The organism is Pigmentiphaga daeguensis (genome assembly GCF_039523035.1).
GTDB classification, from domain to species: domain Bacteria; phylum Pseudomonadota; class Gammaproteobacteria; order Burkholderiales; family Burkholderiaceae_B; genus Pigmentiphaga; species Pigmentiphaga daeguensis.
The window spans coordinates 14,810-33,167 of sequence record NZ_BAAAEN010000033.1 but is presented as its reverse complement, the minus strand read 5'-3'; the positions used below and the strand labels follow the sequence as shown (position 1 = coordinate 33,167).

16 protein-coding genes and 1 tRNA gene are annotated in these 18,358 nt (G+C 67.5%); 11 read left to right on the top strand and 6 right to left on the bottom strand.

Features of this window, described 5'->3' with window-relative positions; genetic code table 11:
• Window positions 1-180: 180 nt before the first annotated feature.
• From ABD104_RS27055 to moaE, 5 genes are read left to right on the top strand one after another with little or no spacing between them, the layout of a single operon-like run.
• The gene (locus ABD104_RS27055) at window positions 181-1,488 is read left to right on the top strand and encodes a homoserine dehydrogenase (protein ID WP_343928553.1); all 1,308 of its coding nucleotides are present in this window, start codon (window positions 181-183) and stop codon (window positions 1,486-1,488) included.
• A gap of 8 nt (window positions 1,489-1,496) precedes the next feature.
• Window positions 1,497-2,909 (top strand): threonine synthase, encoded by a 1,413-nt coding sequence (gene thrC, locus ABD104_RS27050; protein ID WP_087840648.1) that lies wholly within the window; start codon window positions 1,497-1,499, stop codon window positions 2,907-2,909.
• A 52-nt stretch (window positions 2,910-2,961) separates the two neighbouring features.
• Complete coding sequence (locus ABD104_RS27045) at window positions 2,962-4,191, top strand: molybdopterin molybdotransferase MoeA (protein WP_371695231.1); 1,230 nt, start codon at window positions 2,962-2,964, stop codon at window positions 4,189-4,191.
• A 3-nt stretch (window positions 4,192-4,194) separates the two neighbouring features.
• On the top strand, window positions 4,195-4,452 hold the full coding sequence (gene moaD, locus ABD104_RS27040; RefSeq protein WP_087840649.1) for a molybdopterin converting factor subunit 1: 258 nt from the start codon (window positions 4,195-4,197) through the stop codon (window positions 4,450-4,452).
• A 1-nt stretch (window position 4,453) separates the two neighbouring features.
• Complete coding sequence (gene moaE, locus ABD104_RS27035) at window positions 4,454-4,912, top strand: molybdopterin synthase catalytic subunit MoaE (protein ID WP_087840650.1); 459 nt, start codon at window positions 4,454-4,456, stop codon at window positions 4,910-4,912.
• 14 nt (window positions 4,913-4,926) lie between these two features.
• Here the strand turns inward: moaE and hpnE are convergent, their stop codons facing one another.
• Genes hpnE through hpnC form a run of 3 tightly spaced genes read right to left on the bottom strand, consistent with a single transcriptional unit; the run spans window position 4,927 to window position 8,016 of the window.
• Entirely contained in the window at window positions 4,927-6,318 is a 1,392-nt protein-coding gene (gene hpnE / locus ABD104_RS27030) for a hydroxysqualene dehydroxylase HpnE (protein WP_343928552.1), read from the bottom strand.
• The gene (gene hpnD / locus ABD104_RS27025; protein WP_132978733.1) at window positions 6,297-7,160 is read right to left on the bottom strand and encodes a presqualene diphosphate synthase HpnD; all 864 of its coding nucleotides are present in this window, start codon (window positions 7,158-7,160) and stop codon (window positions 6,297-6,299) included. Before hpnD ends, hpnE begins: the two co-directional genes overlap by 22 nt.
• Window positions 7,150-8,016 (bottom strand): squalene synthase HpnC, encoded by an 867-nt coding sequence (hpnC, locus tag ABD104_RS27020; RefSeq protein WP_279815332.1) that lies wholly within the window; start codon window positions 8,014-8,016, stop codon window positions 7,150-7,152. The genes hpnD and hpnC overlap by 11 nt, the downstream gene beginning before the upstream one ends.
• Before the next feature lie 141 nt (window positions 8,017-8,157).
• Between hpnC and alr the strand changes: the two genes are divergently transcribed.
• The 5 genes from alr (at window position 8,158) to ABD104_RS26995 (ending at window position 15,733) form a co-directional block, all read left to right on the top strand.
• Complete coding sequence (gene alr / locus ABD104_RS27015; protein ID WP_343928551.1) at window positions 8,158-9,261, top strand: alanine racemase; 1,104 nt, start codon at window positions 8,158-8,160, stop codon at window positions 9,259-9,261.
• Window positions 9,262-9,263: 2 nt separating this feature from the next.
• Complete coding sequence (radA, locus tag ABD104_RS27010; protein ID WP_087836991.1) at window positions 9,264-10,631, top strand: DNA repair protein RadA; 1,368 nt, start codon at window positions 9,264-9,266, stop codon at window positions 10,629-10,631.
• Between the two features lie 119 nt (window positions 10,632-10,750).
• Window positions 10,751-13,342 (top strand): ATP-dependent chaperone ClpB, encoded by a 2,592-nt coding sequence (gene clpB / locus ABD104_RS27005; protein ID WP_087836992.1) that lies wholly within the window; start codon window positions 10,751-10,753, stop codon window positions 13,340-13,342.
• 145 nt (window positions 13,343-13,487) lie between these two features.
• Window positions 13,488-13,563 (top strand) — tRNA-Gly (locus ABD104_RS27000).
• Between the two features lie 226 nt (window positions 13,564-13,789).
• Window positions 13,790-15,733 (top strand): tyrosine-type recombinase/integrase, encoded by a 1,944-nt coding sequence (locus ABD104_RS26995; RefSeq protein ID WP_056930831.1) that lies wholly within the window; start codon window positions 13,790-13,792, stop codon window positions 15,731-15,733.
• A gap of 55 nt (window positions 15,734-15,788) precedes the next feature.
• Here ABD104_RS26995 and ABD104_RS26990 read toward each other — a convergent pair whose 3' ends face one another.
• Window positions 15,789-16,430 carry a substrate-binding domain-containing protein gene (locus tag ABD104_RS26990; RefSeq protein WP_056930830.1) on the bottom strand — a complete coding sequence of 214 codons (642 nt, stop codon included), beginning with the start codon at window positions 16,428-16,430 and terminating at the stop codon, window positions 15,789-15,791.
• Between the two features lie 118 nt (window positions 16,431-16,548).
• Here ABD104_RS26990 and ABD104_RS26985 point away from each other — a divergent pair, with 118 nt between their 5' ends.
• On the top strand, window positions 16,549-16,848 hold the full coding sequence (locus ABD104_RS26985) for a helix-turn-helix domain-containing protein (protein ID WP_082594924.1): 300 nt from the start codon (window positions 16,549-16,551) through the stop codon (window positions 16,846-16,848).
• Window positions 16,849-16,862: 14 nt separating this feature from the next.
• On the opposite strand, the gene ABD104_RS26980 is transcribed toward ABD104_RS26985, so the two are convergent.
• Window positions 16,863-17,771: a LysR family transcriptional regulator gene (locus ABD104_RS26980; RefSeq protein ID WP_082594923.1), complete on the bottom strand. Its 909-nt coding sequence runs from the start codon at window positions 17,769-17,771 to the stop codon at window positions 16,863-16,865.
• A gap of 218 nt (window positions 17,772-17,989) precedes the next feature.
• Entirely contained in the window at window positions 17,990-18,256 is a 267-nt protein-coding gene (locus ABD104_RS26975) for a hypothetical protein (RefSeq protein WP_082594922.1), read from the bottom strand.
• Window positions 18,257-18,358: the final 102 nt, after the last annotated feature.

Genomic DNA, 18,358 nt, shown 5'->3' with positions numbered 1-18,358 from the left:
CCGTCCCAAGTCCGTTACACTGGAGGTTTGCCAGCCGGCGGCCGTGGCCGGCGATTCCCGCCCCTTCCGCAGCCCAGTGCCGCATCCCGCCTCGTCCGGCGGAGCCCATGCGGCGGGTCGGAGCGCGCCAAAGCAAGGGCGGGGAAGTTTTCGAAGAACCCTGTATTGCCCGGAAACACAATGGAACCCATCCGAGTAGGCCTCCTGGGCCTGGGCGTCGTAGGCGGCGGCACTTTCAAGGTCCTCGCCCGCAACGCCGAAGAAATCGCCCGCCGCGCCGGCCGCCACATCGTCGCGACCAAGGTCTCGGCCCGCGATGTCGCCAAGGCGAAGGCCCGCGTCGGCAAAGCCGCCGAAGTCGTCGCCGACCCGTTCCAGATCGTCCGCGATCCCGAGATCGACATCGTGGTCGAACTGATAGGCGGCGACACCTTGGCGCGCGAACTCGTCCTGGAAGCCATTGCCCACGGCAAGCACGTCGTCACCGCCAACAAGGCCCTGCTGGCCAAGCATGGCAACGAGATCTTCGCCCGCGCCAGCGAACAGGGCGTCATGGTCGCCTTCGAAGCCGCGGTGGCCGGCGGCATCCCCATCATCAAGGCCATCCGCGAGGGCCTGTCGGCCAACCAGATCGAATGGGTGGCCGGCATCATCAACGGCACCACCAATTTCATCCTGACTGAGATGCGCGCCCGCGGCCTGCCGTTCTCGGAGGTGCTGGCCGAGGCGCAGCGCCTGGGCTATGCCGAGGCCGACCCGACCTTCGACATCGAGGGCGTGGATGCCGCGCACAAGCTCACGCTGCTGTCGTCCATCGCCTTCGGCGTGCCGATCCGCTTCGACAAGGCCCACATCGAGGGCATCTCCAGGCTGGCGCAGGAAGACATCCGCTACGCCGAGGAACTGGGCTACCGCATCAAGCTGCTGGGCATCACCAAGGCGCGTCCCGAGGGCATCGAGCTGCGGGTGCACCCGACCCTGATCGCCGCCCGGCGCGTGATGGCGAACGTGGAAGGCGCGATGAACGCGGTCATGGTCAAGGGCGACGCCGTGGGCGCGACCCTGTACTACGGCCAGGGCGCGGGCGAGGAGCCCACCGCCTCGGCGGTGGTCGCCGACCTGGTGGACGTGACCCGCCTGCACACGGCCGATCCCGAGCACCGCGTGCCGCACCTGGCCTTCCAGCCGGATGCCATCACCGACCGTCCCATGCTGTCGATCGAGGACATCACCACCTCGTATTACCTGCGGCTGGCGGTGACCGACCAGCCGGGCGTGCTGGCCGACATCACGCGCATCCTGGCCGACGCGTCGATCTCCATCGTTTCCATGATCCAGAAGCCGCGCGAGGACGCCACCCAGGCGGACATCATTTTCCTGACCCACGAGGCGCTGGAGCGCAACGTCAACGCCGCCATCGCCCGTATCGAGGCGCTGCCCACCGTGGTGTCGGCCGTCACGCGCCTGCGCATAGAGAACCTCGCCTAGGACGCAGCATGAAATACCTTTCGACCCGCGGCGGCATGGCGCCGCAATCGTTCACCGACGTCCTGCTGGAAGGGCTGGCGCCCGACGGCGGGCTGGCCGTGCCCGAGTCCATCCCGCAGGTCACGCCCGGGCAGCTCCAGGCGTGGCGTTCGCTGTCGTATGCCGACCTGGCGTACGAAGTCCTCAAGCTGTTCATCACCGACATTCCCGAGCAGGACCTGCGCGAACTGACGCGCAAGACCTACCGCCCCGAGGTGTTCGGCGGCGAGGTCATCGTGCCGCTCAAGCCGCTCAAGCAGGGCATCTCGCTGCTGGGCCTGTCCGAAGGGCCGACGCTGGCCTTCAAGGACATGGCCATGCAGTTCCTGGGCCATCTGTTCGAATACGTGCTGGCGCGCCGGGGCACGACGCTGAACATCCTGGGCGCGACGTCGGGCGACACGGGTTCGGCCGCCGAATACGCCATGCGCGGCAAGAAGGGCGTGGCGGTGTTCATGCTGTCGCCCGCCGGCCGCATGAGCGCCTTCCAGCGCGCGCAGATGTATTCGCTGCAGGATGCCAACATCCACAACCTGGCCGTGCATGGCGTGTTCGATGACTGCCAGGATATCGTCAAGGCGGTCAGCGGCGACCTGGCGTTCAAGACCGCGCACCGCATCGGCGCGGTCAACTCCATCAACTGGGCGCGCATCGCCGCCCAGGTGGTGTACTACTTCCATGGCTGGCGGCTGGCCACCGAAGGCGCGGCCGATCCCATGGCCCAGGTGTCGTTCGCGGTGCCCTCGGGCAACTTCGGCAACATCCTGGCCGGCCACGTCGCCCGCAGCATGGGCCTGCCCATCCGCCGCCTGGTGCTGGCCACCAACGAGAACAACGTGCTGGAGGAATTCTTCCGCACCGGCATCTACCGCCCGCGCGTCTCGAGCGAAACCTACGAGACCTCCAGCCCCTCCATGGACATCTCGAAGGCATCCAACTTCGAGCGCTTCGTCTACGACCTGCTGGGCCGCGATCCCGCGCGCCTGAAGGCGCTGTGGGACGAGCTGGCGGCGCAGGGTTCGTTCGACCTGTCGGCCTACAAGCCGCAGTTCGCGCAGTACGGCTTCGTCTCGGGCACCAGCACCCATGCCGACCGGCTGGCCACCATCCGCCGCGTCCATGCCGAAACCGGCGTGGTCATCGACCCGCATACCGCCGACGGCGTCAAGGTGGCGCTGCCTTATGTCGAGCCGGGCATACCCATGCTGGTGCTCGAGACCGCGCTGCCGGTGAAGTTCTCGGCCACCATCGAGGAGGCCCTGGGGCAGCCCGCGCCGCGGCCCGCGGGATTCGAGAACATCGAACAGCTGCCGCAGCGCGTGCAGACCGTGGACGGCGACGTGCAGACCATCAAGGACCTGATCGCCGCCGAGGCCGTCTGACGGCGGCGTCGAGTATGTGCGGCGCGCCGCGGGGCGGGCCGCGAAGGAGTCGATTGTGAAGCCTGGTTCGAACCTGCTTTCCCTGGACGAGGCCCTGGAGATCCTGCTGGCGGTCGAGCCCCTGGGCCGGGCCGCCGAACAGATCGAGCTGGCGCGGGCCGCGGGCCGTATCCTGGCCGCCGACGTGACGGCATCGATCAACGTGCCGGCCGCCGACAATTCGGCGATGGACGGCTACGCCGTGCGTACCGCCGACGCGGCGCTGTTCGCCGCGGGCATGCCCGTGTCGCAGCGCATCCCCGCGGGGGCCGTGCCGCAACCGCTGGCCGCCGGGACGGCCGCCCGCATTTTCACCGGCGCGGAGATCCCCGAGGGAGCCGATGCCGTCGTGATGCAGGAAGAGGCCGACGTCCGGGACGACCGCGTGGCATTCGCCAAGCCGGTCGAGGCGGGCGCCTGGATACGCGCCAAGGGCTGCGACATCGAGGCCGGCAGCCGCATCCTGCGGGCCGGAACGCGCCTGCGGGCGCAGGACGTGGGCCTGGCCGCCTCGGTCGGTGTGCCGCGCCTGCCCGTGCAACCCAGGCTGCGCGTGGCCACGCTGTCCACCGGCGACGAACTGGTCGCGCCCGGCGAGCCGCTGCCCCCGGGCAAGATCTACAACTCCAACCGCTACCTGCTGCAGGGCATGCTGGCGGCGCTGCCGGTCGAGCACGCCGACCTGGGCGCCGTGCAGGACAGTTTCGAGGCGACGCGCGAGGCCTTGCGCAACGCCGCCCGCGAGAACGACCTGATCATCACCACCGGCGGCGTGTCGGTGGGCGAGGAAGACCACGTCAAGCCGGCGGTCGAGTCGCTGGGGCGGCTGGACATGTGGAGCCTGTCCATCAAGCCCGGCAAGCCGCTGGCTTTCGGCCGCCTGCGCCGCGACGACGGTACCGAGGCGGTCTTCATCGGGCTGCCGGGCAATCCCGTCTCGAGCTTCCTGACCTTCGGCCTGCTGGTCAAGCCGCTGCTGCTCAAGCTGGCCGGGGCCCACGCCACGACGCCGTCGAGGACCGCCATGCGCGCCGATTTCGATTGGCCCAAGGCCGACCGCCGGCGCGAGTTCCTGCGGGTGCGCCGCAACGAGCAGGGCGGGCTCGACCTGTTCCCCAACCAGTTGTCGGCGGTGCTGACCTCGACGGTCTGGGGAGACGGCGTGATCGACAATCCGGGTGGACAGACGATCCGGAAAGGCGATACGGTGTCATTCATCAGCTACGCCGAACTGCTGGGCTGAGCCATGAACGTCGACATCCTGTATTTCGCATCGCTGCGCGAAGCTCTGGGCCGGGAAAGGGAAGCGGCCGAACTGCCCGAGACGGTGCGTACCGTGGGCGAACTGCGGTCGTGGCTGGCCGGGCGCGGCGGCGCCTGGGCCGCGGCGCTGGCTCCCGAGCGCGCCGTGCGCGCCGCGCGCAACCACACGATGGTGCAGGCCTCCGAACGTCTGCAGGCCGGCGACGAGGTCGCTTTCTTTCCACCCGTCACCGGAGGGTGACATGTCCATCAGCGTCCAGACCGCCGACTTCGACGCCGGCGCGGAAATCGCCGCGCTGCGGGCCGATCCGTCGGTGGGGGCCGTCGTCACCTTCGTCGGCACCGTGCGCGACATCAACGAAGGCGACAGCGTCTCCTCGCTGACGCTCGAACACTATCCCGGCATGACCGAGAAGGCGCTGGCCGACATCGTCCGGCAGGCCCGGGAACGCTGGACGCTGAACGCCGTACGGGTCATTCATCGCGTCGGCACGCTGCGGGCGCTGGACCAGATCGTCTTCGTGGGCGTGGCGGGGCGGCATCGCGGCGCGTGCTTCGCCGCCTGCGAGTTCATCATGGACTACCTGAAGACGCAGGCGCCGTTCTGGAAGAAGGAGGCCACGGGCCGGGGCGATCGTTGGGTCGAGGCGCGCGATTCCGACGACGAGGCGGCCCGCCGCTGGGAGTCCGGGCAGGAGTGAGGGCGCGGCGCGGGTCAGCCGCGTGCGTCCGCAGCGTCTGCCAGCAGGCGGCCGGCCTCGAGCCCGCTGCGGACGGCGCCTTCCAGCGTGCCTGGGTAGCCCGTATCCGTCCAATCCCCGCACAGCGCCAGCCGCGGCCAGGCCGTGGCATTGCCCGGCCGCGCCAGGTCCGGCACGGCGGCGAAGGTCGCGCGCTTGTCGACCAGCAATTCCCAGTCTTGCACCGGCGGCATGCCGCCCGCGCCCTGGCCGGCCAATTGTTCCCGCAATTGATCGAGCAGGCCCGCCGCGCACGCGGCGCGGTCCCGCCCTTCGAAGTCCGATGCCGCGCTGACCACGACGGCGAGTTCCCCGTGTCCTTCATCGTGGCCCAGCAGGGCGCGCCGGTCGAATACCCATTGGCCCAGGTGCCCGCGCGCGGCGTCTTCCGTCAGCATCAACATGGGAAACGCAAGCCGGAACGGCGCCGCGAGCCGCACGGTCAGCGTGGCGATGGGCAGGTGGCGGAAGGCGCGTAGCGCCTGCCGGACCGCCTGCATGGCGGGATGGGGGGGCAGCAGGCGGGCCGCGATGCCCGGCGGGACGGCCAGCACGGCGGCCGCATAGGGCTCGCCATCGACCAGCACGCGCTCGTCGCCAGGCACCAGTTCCCGCACCGCTTGTCCACGGCGCAATTGATGGCGGGCCGCGGCCGCGCGCGGCCACAGGCTGGACAGGTCGCAGCGCGGCAGCAGCAGGTCGCTGTGGCTGCGCGGCGCGTCCAGGCTATCGCGCAGCACGGCGGCGAACAGACGGGCGCAGGCCTGTTCAGGAGGGGTATTGAGCGCGGCCAGGCACAGCGGGCGCCACAGGCGCGCGACGGCTTCCCGTGGCTGGTTCCAGGTGGCGAGCAGGCGCGCGACCGTGGGCGAGCCGCCGGCCTGTCCGGGCATCGGGTCCCGGCCCGCCGCCAGCCATCCCTGCGCGCGCAGTCCCAGCACGAAGCGCAGCGCCGCCCAGCGCGCGCCGGCGCTCAGGCCGCGGGCGCCCAGCAGCGCGGCCACGCCGTGCAGCGGCGAGGGCAGGCGGGGCGCACGCAAGGCGAAGCGTCCATCGGCGGAGGCCAGCCGCAGCGGGGCGCGAAGCAGCAAGGCATCGGGGTCCTGGCCAAGCTCGCGCATCAGCGCAAGGGTTTCGGTGTAGGCGCCCAGCAGCAGATGCTGGCCATTGTCCAGCGGGGCGGAGAAGGCGGGGCCGCCGGGACGGGCGACGACGGTGCGCGCGCGGCCGCCTACCTCGCGGGCCGCCTCGTACACCGTGACCGCGTAGCCGCGGCCGGCCAGGACGTGCGCGGCCGCCAGGCCCGCCCATCCGGCGCCGATCACCGCCGCGCGGCGCGGGCCGCTCAGCTTCCGATCTGGCGCCACAGGGCCCGGCCACCGGTCACGTAGGTCTTCCACGCCAGCCAGAACTTGCGCAGCGGCGTCAGCGAAATGCGCTGGTGCAGGACCTGGTAGCCGGACCGTTCGATCTCGTCCAGCAGCGCGTGGTAGATGGCGGCCATCATCAGGCCCGGGCGCTGGGGCCGCCGGTCCTCGGGCGGCAGCAGCGCCAGCGCCTCGCGATAGGCACGCCGCGCCCGCTCGCACTGGAAGCGCATCAGGGCCGAGAAATTGTCCGAATAACGGCCGTTCAGGATGTCGGCCGCCTTGACGTCGAACTGCTGCAATTCGTTGACCGGCAGGTAGATGCGGCCCTTGCGGGCGTCGTCGCCGACGTCGCGGATGATGTTGGTGAGCTGGAACGCCAGCCCCAGGCGGTCGGCGTAGTCCAGCGTCCGCGCATCGGCGTAGCCGAAGATGCCCGCCGACAGTTCGCCGACGACGCCGGCCGCCCGGCGGCAGTAGCGTTGCAGCGCGGGGTAGTCCAGGTAGCGCGTCTGGTCCAGGTCCATCTCCATGCCGTCCACGATCTCCAGCAGGCGGTCCCGGGTGATGCCGCAGGCGACCAGGTGGGGGGCGAGGGCACGGGTGACGGGATGCTCGGGCTTGCCGTCGAACAGACGTTCGATCTCGGTCCGCCACCAGGCCAGCTTCAGGCGGGCCACCGAGGCGTCGCTGGCTTCGTCCACCGTGTCGTCCAATTGGCGGCACAGCGCGTACAGCGCGGTGATGGCGCGCCGGCGCTCGGGTGGCAGGAACAGGAAGCTGTAGTAGAAACTGGAGCCGCTCTGCGCGGCCTTCTCCTGGCAGTACTGGTCAGGCGTCATGATGGGGAGGGGGTGCGGGCGTCGCTTGGGGCATGCGCAGCGCGCGCCAGGCAAGCTTCAGCCACTCGGTTTTCTTCAGTACCGGCCGGGCCCGGAAGACGTCGTACCCGCCGGCTTCGATGCGTTCCAGGATGCGCAGCCCGCCTTGGACGACCAGGCGCAGTTCCCAGCCGATGCGGCCCGGCAGGGCCCGCGCCAGCGGCGCTCCGGAGTGTAACAGCGCCCGTGCCCGGTCGACCTCGAACGCCATCAGCGCGCGCCACGCCGGCGAGCATCGGCCCGCCGCGATGTCGGCCTCGGCCACGCCGTGGCGTGCCAGGTCCTCCCGGGGAATATAGACCCGGTGCTTGCCCCAGTCCACGGCCACGTCCTGCCAGAAGTTGGTCAGCTGCAGCCCGGTGCAGATCGCGTCCGACCAGGCCAGGTTGCGCGGCGTGGCGGCCTCGTACAGGTGCAGCATCAACTCGCCCACGGGGTCGGCCGAGCGATGGCAATAGTCGCGCAGGGCCGCGAAGTCCTCGTAGCGCTTGACGGTCACGTCCTGGGCGAATGCAGACAGCAGGCGACGGAAGGGGGCGAGCGGCAGGCGATGCCGGGCGACGGTGGAGGCCAGCGGGACGAAGATGGCGGCCAGCTCGGGGGCGGGCGGTTGCGCCCGTGCGCCTTCCCCGATCCAGTCCAGCCCGGCGCCGAAGCGCGCCAGCGCGGCCAGGCGTTCCCGGTCGGATGCGTCTCCCTCGTCGGCGATGTCGTCGGCGGCGCGCGCGTAGCGGTAGATATCCAGCACCGCCGTCCGCAGGCGCGGGGGCAGCAGCAGCGAAGCGACGGGGAAGTTTTCGTAGTGACCGGCGGACATGGCTAGACCTGGGAATCCGGCGCCGATGATACCGGTTCGCCGCGACGACGGTGTGGACAGGGATGTCCTGCGCGGCCGGCGCTCAAGGGCTACACTTTCCTTTTGCCATCCCGGCGCGCCGCGCCGGTCCTCTTTTGCGCCATGCCCCGTCCCATCTTCGCCACCGTTTCACGCCACGCGTTTTCCCACAACCTGGATGTCGTCCGCCGCCGGCTCGATGCCGCCCGTCCCGATGGCGGCAGGGCCAGGATCTGGGCCGTCATCAAGGCCAATGCCTATGGGCATGGCATCGAACGCGCGGTGGCCGGATTCGCGCGGGCCGACGGCCTGGCCATGCTGGACCTGTCCGAGGCCGTGCGCTGCCGCGAAGCAGGATGGACCGGGCCCATCCTGCTCCTGGAAGGCATCTTCGAGGCCGCCGACCTGGACGCGGTCGGCCGGTACGGCCTGACCACGGCGGTGCATCATGCGGACCAGCTGGCGCTGCTGCGCCAGGCCCGGCTGCCGCGTGCCGTGGACGTCTTCCTCAAGCTCAACAGCGGCATGAACCGCCTGGGCTTCAGCCCGGACGCCTACGCCGGCGCGCATGCCGGACTCGCGGCCTTGCAGGCCGCGGGCCGGCTGGGCCAGGTCGGCCACATGACCCATTTCTCCACCGCCGATACGGCAGAGGGCATCGAGGCCCAGCTGGAGGTGTTCCGCCGGGCGACCGCGGGGCTGCCCGGACCGGTCAGCCTCTGCAATTCCGCCGCCAGCCTGCGCTACCCGGAGGTGGCGGGCGACTGGGCGCGGCCCGGCATCGCGCTCTACGGCGCGACGCCTTTCGCCGACGAAAGCGCCGAGTCGCTGGGGCTCGTGCCGGCCATGGCGCTGAAGTCGCGGCTCATCGGCACCCAGGAACTGCGGGCCGGCGACGCCGTCGGCTACGGCGGCATGTACCGGGCCGAGGGACCGATGCGCGTGGGCGTGGTGGCGTGCGGCTATGCCGACGGCTATCCGCGCCATGCGCCCACCGGTACGCCGGTGGTCGTCGATGGAGTGCGCACCCGGCTGCTGGGACGCGTCTCCATGGACATGCTGGCAGTCGATCTCGGTCCCGTGCCGCGGGCCCAGGCCGGCGCGCCGGTCACGCTGTGGGGCGACGAGGGCCTGTCGGTGGACGACGTGGCGACGGCCGCCGGCACCATCGGCTACGAGCTGCTGTGCGCGGTCGCCCCGCGCGTGCCCATGCATTTCGAGGAGTGACCATGGCCAAGGCCAAGACCGTCTATGTCTGCACCGAGTGCGGCGGCACCGCGCCCAAATGGCAGGGCAAGTGCCCCCATTGCGGCGGCTGGAACACGCTGGAGGAAACCGTGGCGGCGGCCAGCGCCGGCGCCGCGGCCGGCCACCGCTACGCGCCGCTGGCGGCCAGCACGCCGGTGCGCAAGCTGGCCGATATCGAGGCGCGCGAAATGCCGCGCTTTCCCACCGGCATCGACGAATTCGACCGCGTGCTGGGCGGCGGCATGGTGGCCGGCGCGGTGGTGCTGATCGGCGGCGATCCGGGCATAGGCAAGTCGACGCTGCTGCTGCAGGCGCTGGCGGCGTTGTCGGCCAGCCGCCGGGTCCTGTACGTGACGGGCGAGGAGTCCGGCGACCAGGTCGCGCTGCGGGCGCGCCGGCTGGGCCTGGATACGGGCAACGTCGACCTGCTGGCCGAGATACGCCTGGAAGCCATCCAGGCGGCGCTGGCCGAAACCGCGCCGGAAGTCGCCGTGATCGACTCCATCCAGACCCTGTATTCCGAGCAGCTCAGCTCGGCGCCGGGCTCGGTGGCCCAGGTGCGCGAGTGCGCGGCCCAGCTCACCCGCACGGCCAAGCAGACCGGCGTGACCATCGTCATGATCGGCCACGTCACCAAGGAAGGCGCGCTGGCGGGGCCCAGGGTGCTCGAGCACATCGTCGACACCGTGCTGTACTTCGAAGGCGACACCCATTCGTCCTTCCGGCTGGTGCGCGCGTTCAAGAACCGTTTCGGCGCGGTCAACGAACTCGGCGTCTTCGCCATGACCGACCGCGGGCTGAAGGGGGTCGCCAACCCGTCGGCGCTGTTCCTGTCCCAGCACCAGCAGCAGGTGTCCGGCTCGTGCGTCATGGTCACGCAGGAGGGCAGCCGTCCGCTGCTGGTCGAGATCCAGGCGCTGGTGGATTCGGCCAATGCGCCCAATCCGCGCCGCCTGTCGGTCGGGTTGGAAGGCAACCGGCTGGCCATGCTGCTGGCGGTGCTGCACCGGCACGCCGGCACCGCGGCCTTCGACCAGGACGTCTTCGTCAATGCCGTGGGCGGCGTTCGCATCACCGAACCCGCGGCGGACCTGCCGGTGCTGCTGGCCATCGTGTCCTCCATGCGCAACCGGCCCCTGCCGCGCGGCCTGGTGGCCTTCGGGGAAGTGGGCCTGGCCGGCGAGATCCGGCCCGCGCCGCGCGGCCAGGAACGCCTGCGCGAAGCGGCCAAGCTCGGCTTCAGCGTGGCGCTGATTCCCAAGGCCAACGCCCCGCGCCAGCCCATCGAGGGCATGGAGGTCTGGGCAGTGGACAGGCTGGACGAGGCGCTGGACCGGCTGCGGGGGTAGTCTTCGGGGTGGTATAACCTTCTATCCCCCTGCGCAATGTAGGGGGATTGAAACCGTTCGAATCGACCTCACATCCAGAGTATCCGGGCCCGCGGCCCCCACTTATTGGCGTGAAAACAATGCGAATCGACCGACTCACCACCAAGTTCCAGCAGGCCCTGGCAGACGCGCAGAGCCTGGCTGCGCGCAACGACAACCCCTACATAGAACCCCTGCACGTCCTGGCGGCGCTGCTGGCCGATGCCGAAAGCGGCGCGGGCAGCCTGCTGGCGCGCGCGGGCGTGGCCGTCAGCAAGCTGACCCCCGAGGTCAATGCCGCCATCGGCCGCCTGTCGCAGGTTCAGGGCAGCGATGCCAACATCCAGATCAGCCGCGATCTCCAGTCCCTGTTCAACAAGGTCGACAAGGAAGCGGCCAACCGCGGCGACACCTATATCGCCAGCGAGCTCTTCCTGCTGGCCCTGGCCGACGACAAGGGCGAGGCCGGCCGCCTGCTGCGCGAGGCCGGGCTGCAGCGCAAGGCGCTCGAGACCGCCATCGACGCCGTGCGCGGCGGCGCGCCGGTCGATTCGCAGGAAGGCGAAAGCAATCGCGAGTCCCTGAAGAAATACACCCTGGACCTGACCGAGCGGGCCCGCCAGGGCAAGCTCGACCCCGTCATCGGCCGCGACGACGAGATCCGCCGCACCATCCAGATCCTGCAGCGCCGCACCAAGAACAACCCCGTGCTGATCGGCGAGCCCGGCGTGGGCAAGACCGCCATCGTCGAGGGCCTGGCCCAGCGCATCGTCAACGACGAGGTGCCCGAGTCCCTGAAGGGCAAGCGGGTGCTGTCGCTCGACATGGCGGGCCTCCTGGCCGGCGCCAAGTTCCGCGGCGAGTTCGAGGAACGGCTGAAGGCCGTGCTCAAGGAGCTTGCCCAGGACGAGGGCAAGAACATCGTCTTCATCGACGAGCTCCACACCATGGTCGGCGCGGGCAAGGCCGAGGGCGCCATGGATGCCGGCAACATGCTCAAGCCGGCGCTGGCGCGCGGCGAACTGCACTGCATAGGCGCGACCACGCTGGACGAGTACCGCAAGTACATCGAGAAGGACGCCGCGCTCGAGCGCCGCTTCCAGAAAGTGCTGGTGGGCGAGCCCTCGGTGGAGGCCACCATCGCCATCCTGCGGGGCTTGCAGGAGCGCTATGAGCTGCACCACGGCGTGGACATCACCGACCCGGCCATCGTCGCCGCGGCCGAGCTGTCCAATCGCTACATCACCGATCGCTTCCTGCCGGACAAGGCCATCGACCTCATCGACGAGGCGGCGGCGCGCATCCGCATGGAAATCGATTCCAAGCCGGAGGTCATGGACAAGCTCGACCGCCGCATGATCCAGCTCAAGATCGAGCGCGAGGCGGTCAAGAAGGAAACCGACGAGGCTTCGCAGCGCCGGCTGCAACTGCTCGAGGAAGAGCTGGGCAAGCTCGAGCGCGAGTACAACGACTACGAGGAAGTCTGGAAGGCCGAGAAGGCCGCCGTCCAGGGCGCCCAATCGATCAAGGAAGAGATCGAGAAAGTGCGCGCCGAGATGAGCGAGCTGCAGCGCAAGGGCCAGTTCGACAAGCTGGCCGAATTGCAATACGGCAAGCTGCCCGAGCTGGAGGCCCGCCTGAAGTCCGCGGAGGGCAACGAGAAGGCGATCGAGGCGGACAAGCCCAAGCTCTTGCGCACGGAAGTCGGCGCCGAGGAAATCGCCGAGGTCGTCTCGCGCGCGACGGGCATTCCCGTCTCCAAGATGCTGCAGGGCGAACGCGCCAAGCTGCTGCACATGGAAGAGAAGCTGCACGAGCGCGTGATCGGCCAGGACGAGGCCGTGCGTCTCGTGTCCGACGCCATCCGCCGTTCGCGCGCCGGCCTGTCCGATCCGCAGCGGCCCTACGGCTCGTTCCTGTTCCTGGGGCCGACCGGCGTGGGCAAGACCGAGCTGACCAAGGCGCTGGCCGGATTCCTGTTCGACGCCGACGACCACATGGTGCGCATCGACATGAGCGAGTTCATGGAGAAGCACTCGGTGGCCCGCCTGATCGGCGCGCCGCCGGGATACGTCGGCTATGAAGAGGGCGGCTACCTGACCGAGGCCGTGCGGCGCAAGCCGTACAGCGTGATCCTGCTCGACGAGATCGAGAAGGCCCACCCGGACGTCTTCAACGTGCTGCTGCAGGTGCTGGACGACGGGCGGCTGACCGACGGGCAGGGGCGCACGGTCGACTTCCGCAATACGGTCATCGTCATGACGTCCAACCTGGCCTCGCAACAGATCCAGGCCATGGCCGGACAGCAGTACGACGTCATCAAGGCCGTGGTCTGGGACGAGATCAAGCAGCACTTCCGTCCGGAGTTCCTGAACCGGATCGACGAGGTCGTGGTGTTCCACGGGCTGGATGCCAAGCACATCGAGTCCATCGCGCGGGTGCAGTTGCAGCGCCTGGGCGAGCGGCTGGCGAAGATGGACATGCGGCTGGAGGTCTCGGACGAGGCCATCGCCCAGATCGCGCGTGCCGGCTTCGATCCCGTGTTCGGCGCGCGGCCGTTGAAGCGCGCGATCCAGCAGGAGATCGAGAACCCCGTGGCCAAGCTGATCCTGGAGGGCAAGTTCGGCCCGAAGGACGTGGTGCCGGTGGACTGGAGCGAAGGACGCTTCGTCTTCACCCGCACCCTGCAGTAATCGCCTTGCCTCGAGCGCCGCACCGGATCGCCGGTGCGGCGTTTTTCTTAGGGTTCGCGGCGAGTGGTCATACCGGGGTGATTTGACACGATAATTTTTTATTTGCTATAGTTCTTTTCTCGCTGCACGACATTGCAGCGCCAATGCGGGAATAGCTCAGTTGGTAGAGCGCAACCTTGCCAAGGTTGAGGTCGCGAGTTCGAGACTCGTTTCCCGCTCCAAGTTATGATCTACAGACTTCCACTGACGTCTGTAAGTCGTTGAAAAGAGGGGCTTCGGCCCCTTTTTTCATTCCAGCGAGCGCCACGGAAATCCACCCACAGCTACCGTTTTTGAGTGACCAATTGAGGCACAAGAATACGGGTGGGACGGCTACCGGATAGTTGCTGGGGCTGAGCGGGAACCATGACGAGCATAGAGCCTAAGTCATAACTTAGGAGCCTCGAAATGGCACTCTCTGATCTGACCGTCCGGCAGGCAAGGACCACCGGCAAGCGCTACACCCTCTCCGACAACGACTGCCTGGGCCTGATGGTCTCTGCCGCAGGCGGCAAGTCGTGGATCTTCCGCTACTACTGGCTGGGCAAGCAAAAGCGCATGTCCCTGGGCGGCTATCCCGCCCTCAGCCTGCGCGAGGCCCGCGCCGAGCGGGACAAGGCCCAAGCCCTGCTCGCCAGGGGGATTGATCCCCAGGTCGAGCGGGATCAGCGGCGGCACGCGGCCAGGCTGGCAGGCGAATACACCTTCAAGAACGTCTTCGATGCCTGGGTCGAGCATCGCCGCAAGGAACTCAAGGAAGGCCGTCAAAGCACGCTTTCGCAGATCCTGCGCATCTTCAACAAGGACGTGCTGCCCACCCTGGGGAAGATGTCGATCTACGACATTCGTCGGCCCCAGCTCGTAGGCGTCGTGGCGGCGATCGAGAAGCGCAAGGCGTTCACCACCGCCGAGAAGGTCCGCACCTGGTTCAACCAGATGTTCCGCTACGCCTTGGTCATTGCCGAGGGGCTGGAAGTCAACCCGGCCGCGGACCTGGACGTGGTGGCCGAGCCCAAGCCCCCGGTGGCCCACAACCCCTATCTGCACCTGCCCGAGCTGCCCGAGTTCCTTCAGAAGCTCCGGCTCTACAACCCCCGGGGCTGGCAGACCCAGCTTGGCGTCCGGCTGCTGTTCCTGACGGGGGTGCGCACGGGCGAGTTGCGGCTGGCCGAGCCTGAGCAATTCGACCTCGACCGCGGCTTGTGGATCATCCCGCCGCAGGTCGTCAAGCAGCTCCAGGACGAAATGCGCAAGGCCGGCAAGCGGCCGCAGGACGTGCCGCCCTACATCGTGCCCCTGTCCCTGCAGGCCATCGAGATCGTGCGCTATCTCCTGGGCGTGATGCGTCCGGCGCAGAAGTACCTGCTGTCGCATCGCAGCGAACTCAAGAAGCGCATCAGCGAGAACACCCTCAACAAGGCCGTGCAGCTCATGGGGTATGAGGGGCGCCTGACCGGTCACGGCATTCGCGGCACCATCTCGACCGCGCTCAACGAGATCGGCTACCCGAAGATTTGGGTGGACGCGCAGCTTTCGCACTCCGATCCGAACAAGGTCAGCTCGGCCTACAACCACGCCAAGTACGTGGAGCCGCGCCGCCGGATGATGCAGGACTGGGCCGATCGCCTCGACTTGCTCGAACAGGGCGAAGTGGAAGCCGCGAGCGCGCACCTGACCATCCGTATCGACGGGGTGCCGGCGATGGCGGAAGTGGAGGAAGTGGTGGGCGCGGTCCCCACGGTGGCCGAGTCCGCTGTCCCTGGTGTGCCGCCCGTGGTGGCCACGCCTATCGTCGTGACCCCGAACAGCGGTGGAATCACGTTCCAGCGGCTGTCGCAGGTGCCGCCACCTCCGGTGCATGCCCCGGAGCCGGAAGTGTCCGCCATCCAGCGCGAGCGCGAGGAAATGCTGGCCATCTATGAGTCGCCGAACAATCTGCCGGTCCCGCTGTTCGGCAAGCTGGCCGGGAAGTCCAAGGATCAGATCAACCGCGAGCTGAAAGCCGGCAAGCTGTTGTCCATCAGCCTGGGCAACCGGGGGCAGCGGGTTCCCGACTGGCAACTGGTGCCGCTCAAGCACAAGCTGGCCCAGGTACTCATGAACCAGTGCCCGCACGCGGATTCGTGGGACCTGTACCGCATGCTGACGCAGCCGCACCCTGACCTGGGGGATCGTGCGGCCATTGATGTGGTCACGCCGACCAACGTGCCCGCGATCATCCGGGTCCTCATGGGCGACTGGCAGCGCCATGAGGATGTGCCCGAAGCCGTTGCCACGCGGCCCATCCCCGAGGATGTGCGGCTGAGCGTCCGTCGGTTGGTGGATAGCGCAGTAGTGCTTGAGGGGGCCTGACCCGTGGACTGCAACCTCTGGCCGGGGTTGTCACCCCGGCCAGAGGGGGCGGCCACTATGCAGCACTTGCCCTGGCAACTTGCAGCGCTCTACGTTCGAACCGCTCTACAACGGAACTGGCTTGCTCCTGGGGTCGCTGCAAGTGCGTCACGATCTCGTAAGGGCCATCGATGATCGGCCGCATCGCGAGCCCCCAGCGATGGGCATGCTCGATGCGCGATTGCGCGGATACCCCGACGCCATAGCCGGCCGCGACCCATGTGGCCAATAGGGCAAACGAAGTCACGTACCGGATGTTTTGCCGACCTATAGGCGGGAGGGTGGAAAGTCGCTCGTCGAGCTTGGAGCACATTTCCGCCTGCCAGCGATACATGGGGTAGTTCAGCAGATCGGCAATCGTGAGCGTTGCCTGGTCAAGCAACGGGAACCGTAGCGGCATGGCGACGGCCATGCACTCAACCCACAACGGCTGGGTCTTAAGGGTCGTGTCGCCCGACGCCTGAAGCGATACCCCTGCGTCGTAGCGACCGTTATGTAGCCCCGTGCGCAGGTCGTTGCCCGAAACCTCAAAGAATGCGAGGGTGACATCGGGTTCTTCCGCGCGTTGCAGCGCCAGCAGTGCCGAGAGCTTTGACGATGGCACGCCTGGCGCTATGGCAAGCCTGAGATGGGAGAGCCGGCTGGTGGTGTTGTACATGGGTGCCCCAAAGCGGCAAAGCAGGTCGAGAGCAAGCCGACATGATAGTTAAGAGAGAACTTTAACGTCTATAACATTAACGTGGTTAATTTGGGTAGATTGTTCGACGCTTCTGCTAATGCAGAAGCCCACTATTCAGCCAGGCCGCCCCATTGGCACATCGACATATGAATCCGAGCCAGCGTTGGCCTTCGGGCAGGCTGTGCGCGCTGCGCGCGTCGCTCAAGGTGTCGCTCAAGACGAGTTTGCATCTAGAGCAGGCATCTCGCGTTCGCACATGGGCAAGATCGAGCGCGGGGAGCACGTGCCCACGCTTCCTCTCATCTTAAAAATTGCCACGGCGCTCGGAATAAGCGCCGCTGAACTGATGTCTGCAACGGAGCGCAACCTTGGCACCGGCAGCAGCACAGATTCTTGAGGGTGACCGAGCTGTCAGCTACTCAGACTGTCGCGTAACCGGACGAGATCATGCAGACGAACGATGAATCGCTCCAGCGAAGCCGGCATGTCGCCGCCACCGAGTCGGAGCAGATAGGTTGTGATTACTGCTGAATCCACCGCTAGCGGGCGAGTCAGCACATCTGGTCGTGGACTGATAGCAACCCTGGTCGCTGTCGTGAAGCCGACACCAAAGCCCGCGCTGACCAGGGTAAGCATCATCTCCAGCGAGGATACGTGCTCGACCACATTCGGTTCACGTTCTAGAAGCCGTAGAAGCCGAGCTAGTTCACGACAGTAGCCTTCGCACACCTGTGGATCGCACAGTACAAGTGGGTGGCCTCCGAGTTCATGGAGTGGGACTGCCTTGTGGACAAGCAGCTCATGTCTGACAGGTACGGCGATCACCAACGGGTCTTGCCAGATCGGCTCGGCAACAATGTCGTCGCCGACTTCGGCCGTGTGCGCGAACCCGATGGTGAAGTCGCCGGCACGCAGACCGCGCAACTGCTCGGCCAACGGCACTTCGGACAAGCGAATCTCAACGTCTGGCTCTTCAGCGCGACAACTGGCGAGAAAATCCGACAGCCAGGGATCAATTGCGCCATCGGATACTGCGATGCGCAGGCTACCTCGCGAGCCCGCTGCAACAGCCTTGGCATTCTCTCGTGCTTGTTCCAACACGGTGAATAGTCGGCGAGTGTCTTGCAAGAACGCAGTACCTGCTGCGGTCAGCCGGGTACCTCTGCGGTCTCTATCGAAGAGCAAGACCCCCAATTCGTCCTCCAGTTCTTTGATGGCTCGGGAAAGAGGTGGTTGTTCGATATGTAGTCGCTCGGCAGCTCGTGTGAAATGCAGCTCCTCAGCCAAGGCTACGAAGCAACGTAGATGTCGCAGCTCCATTAAACATGTCTCCTTGTGCGCTCCAATCTGCCGCGCAGGTTCAATGCGAGCGCTGCCGGGTAGAACCCGCTCCTCGGTTAATGGCAGAGCCATGATCTGTCACCCAGGAAAGTTCTGAGTATTAGTAGCACCGAGCATGCAAACGAGCGCCAAACTAGGGGCCAATCCAACAAGGCAGTGGCCGCAGCTCGCAGGGCTACGGCCACAACCTTGAGCAATCAGTTCTTGCCGCCGGACGATTGACGGGTTGCCGGTGCCGGCGTTGCAGCCGGCTTCTTCTTCGTGGCGGCATCGCATTGCTCTTTCAGCTTCTTTACTTCGGGGTAAGCCACGTCGCTGATGTACCGCTTCGTATCTGCCAATTGCTCGCAGGTCTTCGGCATGGCCTTTTCATCGTCGTTATGCGCGCCGGGATGGGCCATCGCAAGCGGTGAAGCAAGCGATGTGCTGGCCAGGAAGGCAATCAAGAGCGGACGAACATTCATTTCACTATCTCCATAGGTAGGGCCCGGCCTCGTGGCAGGGCGGAAACTTCGGCTTCCTAGTGCGCGTTTGGCACAGCAGGAGGGCCGGAGTGCATAGGGCAT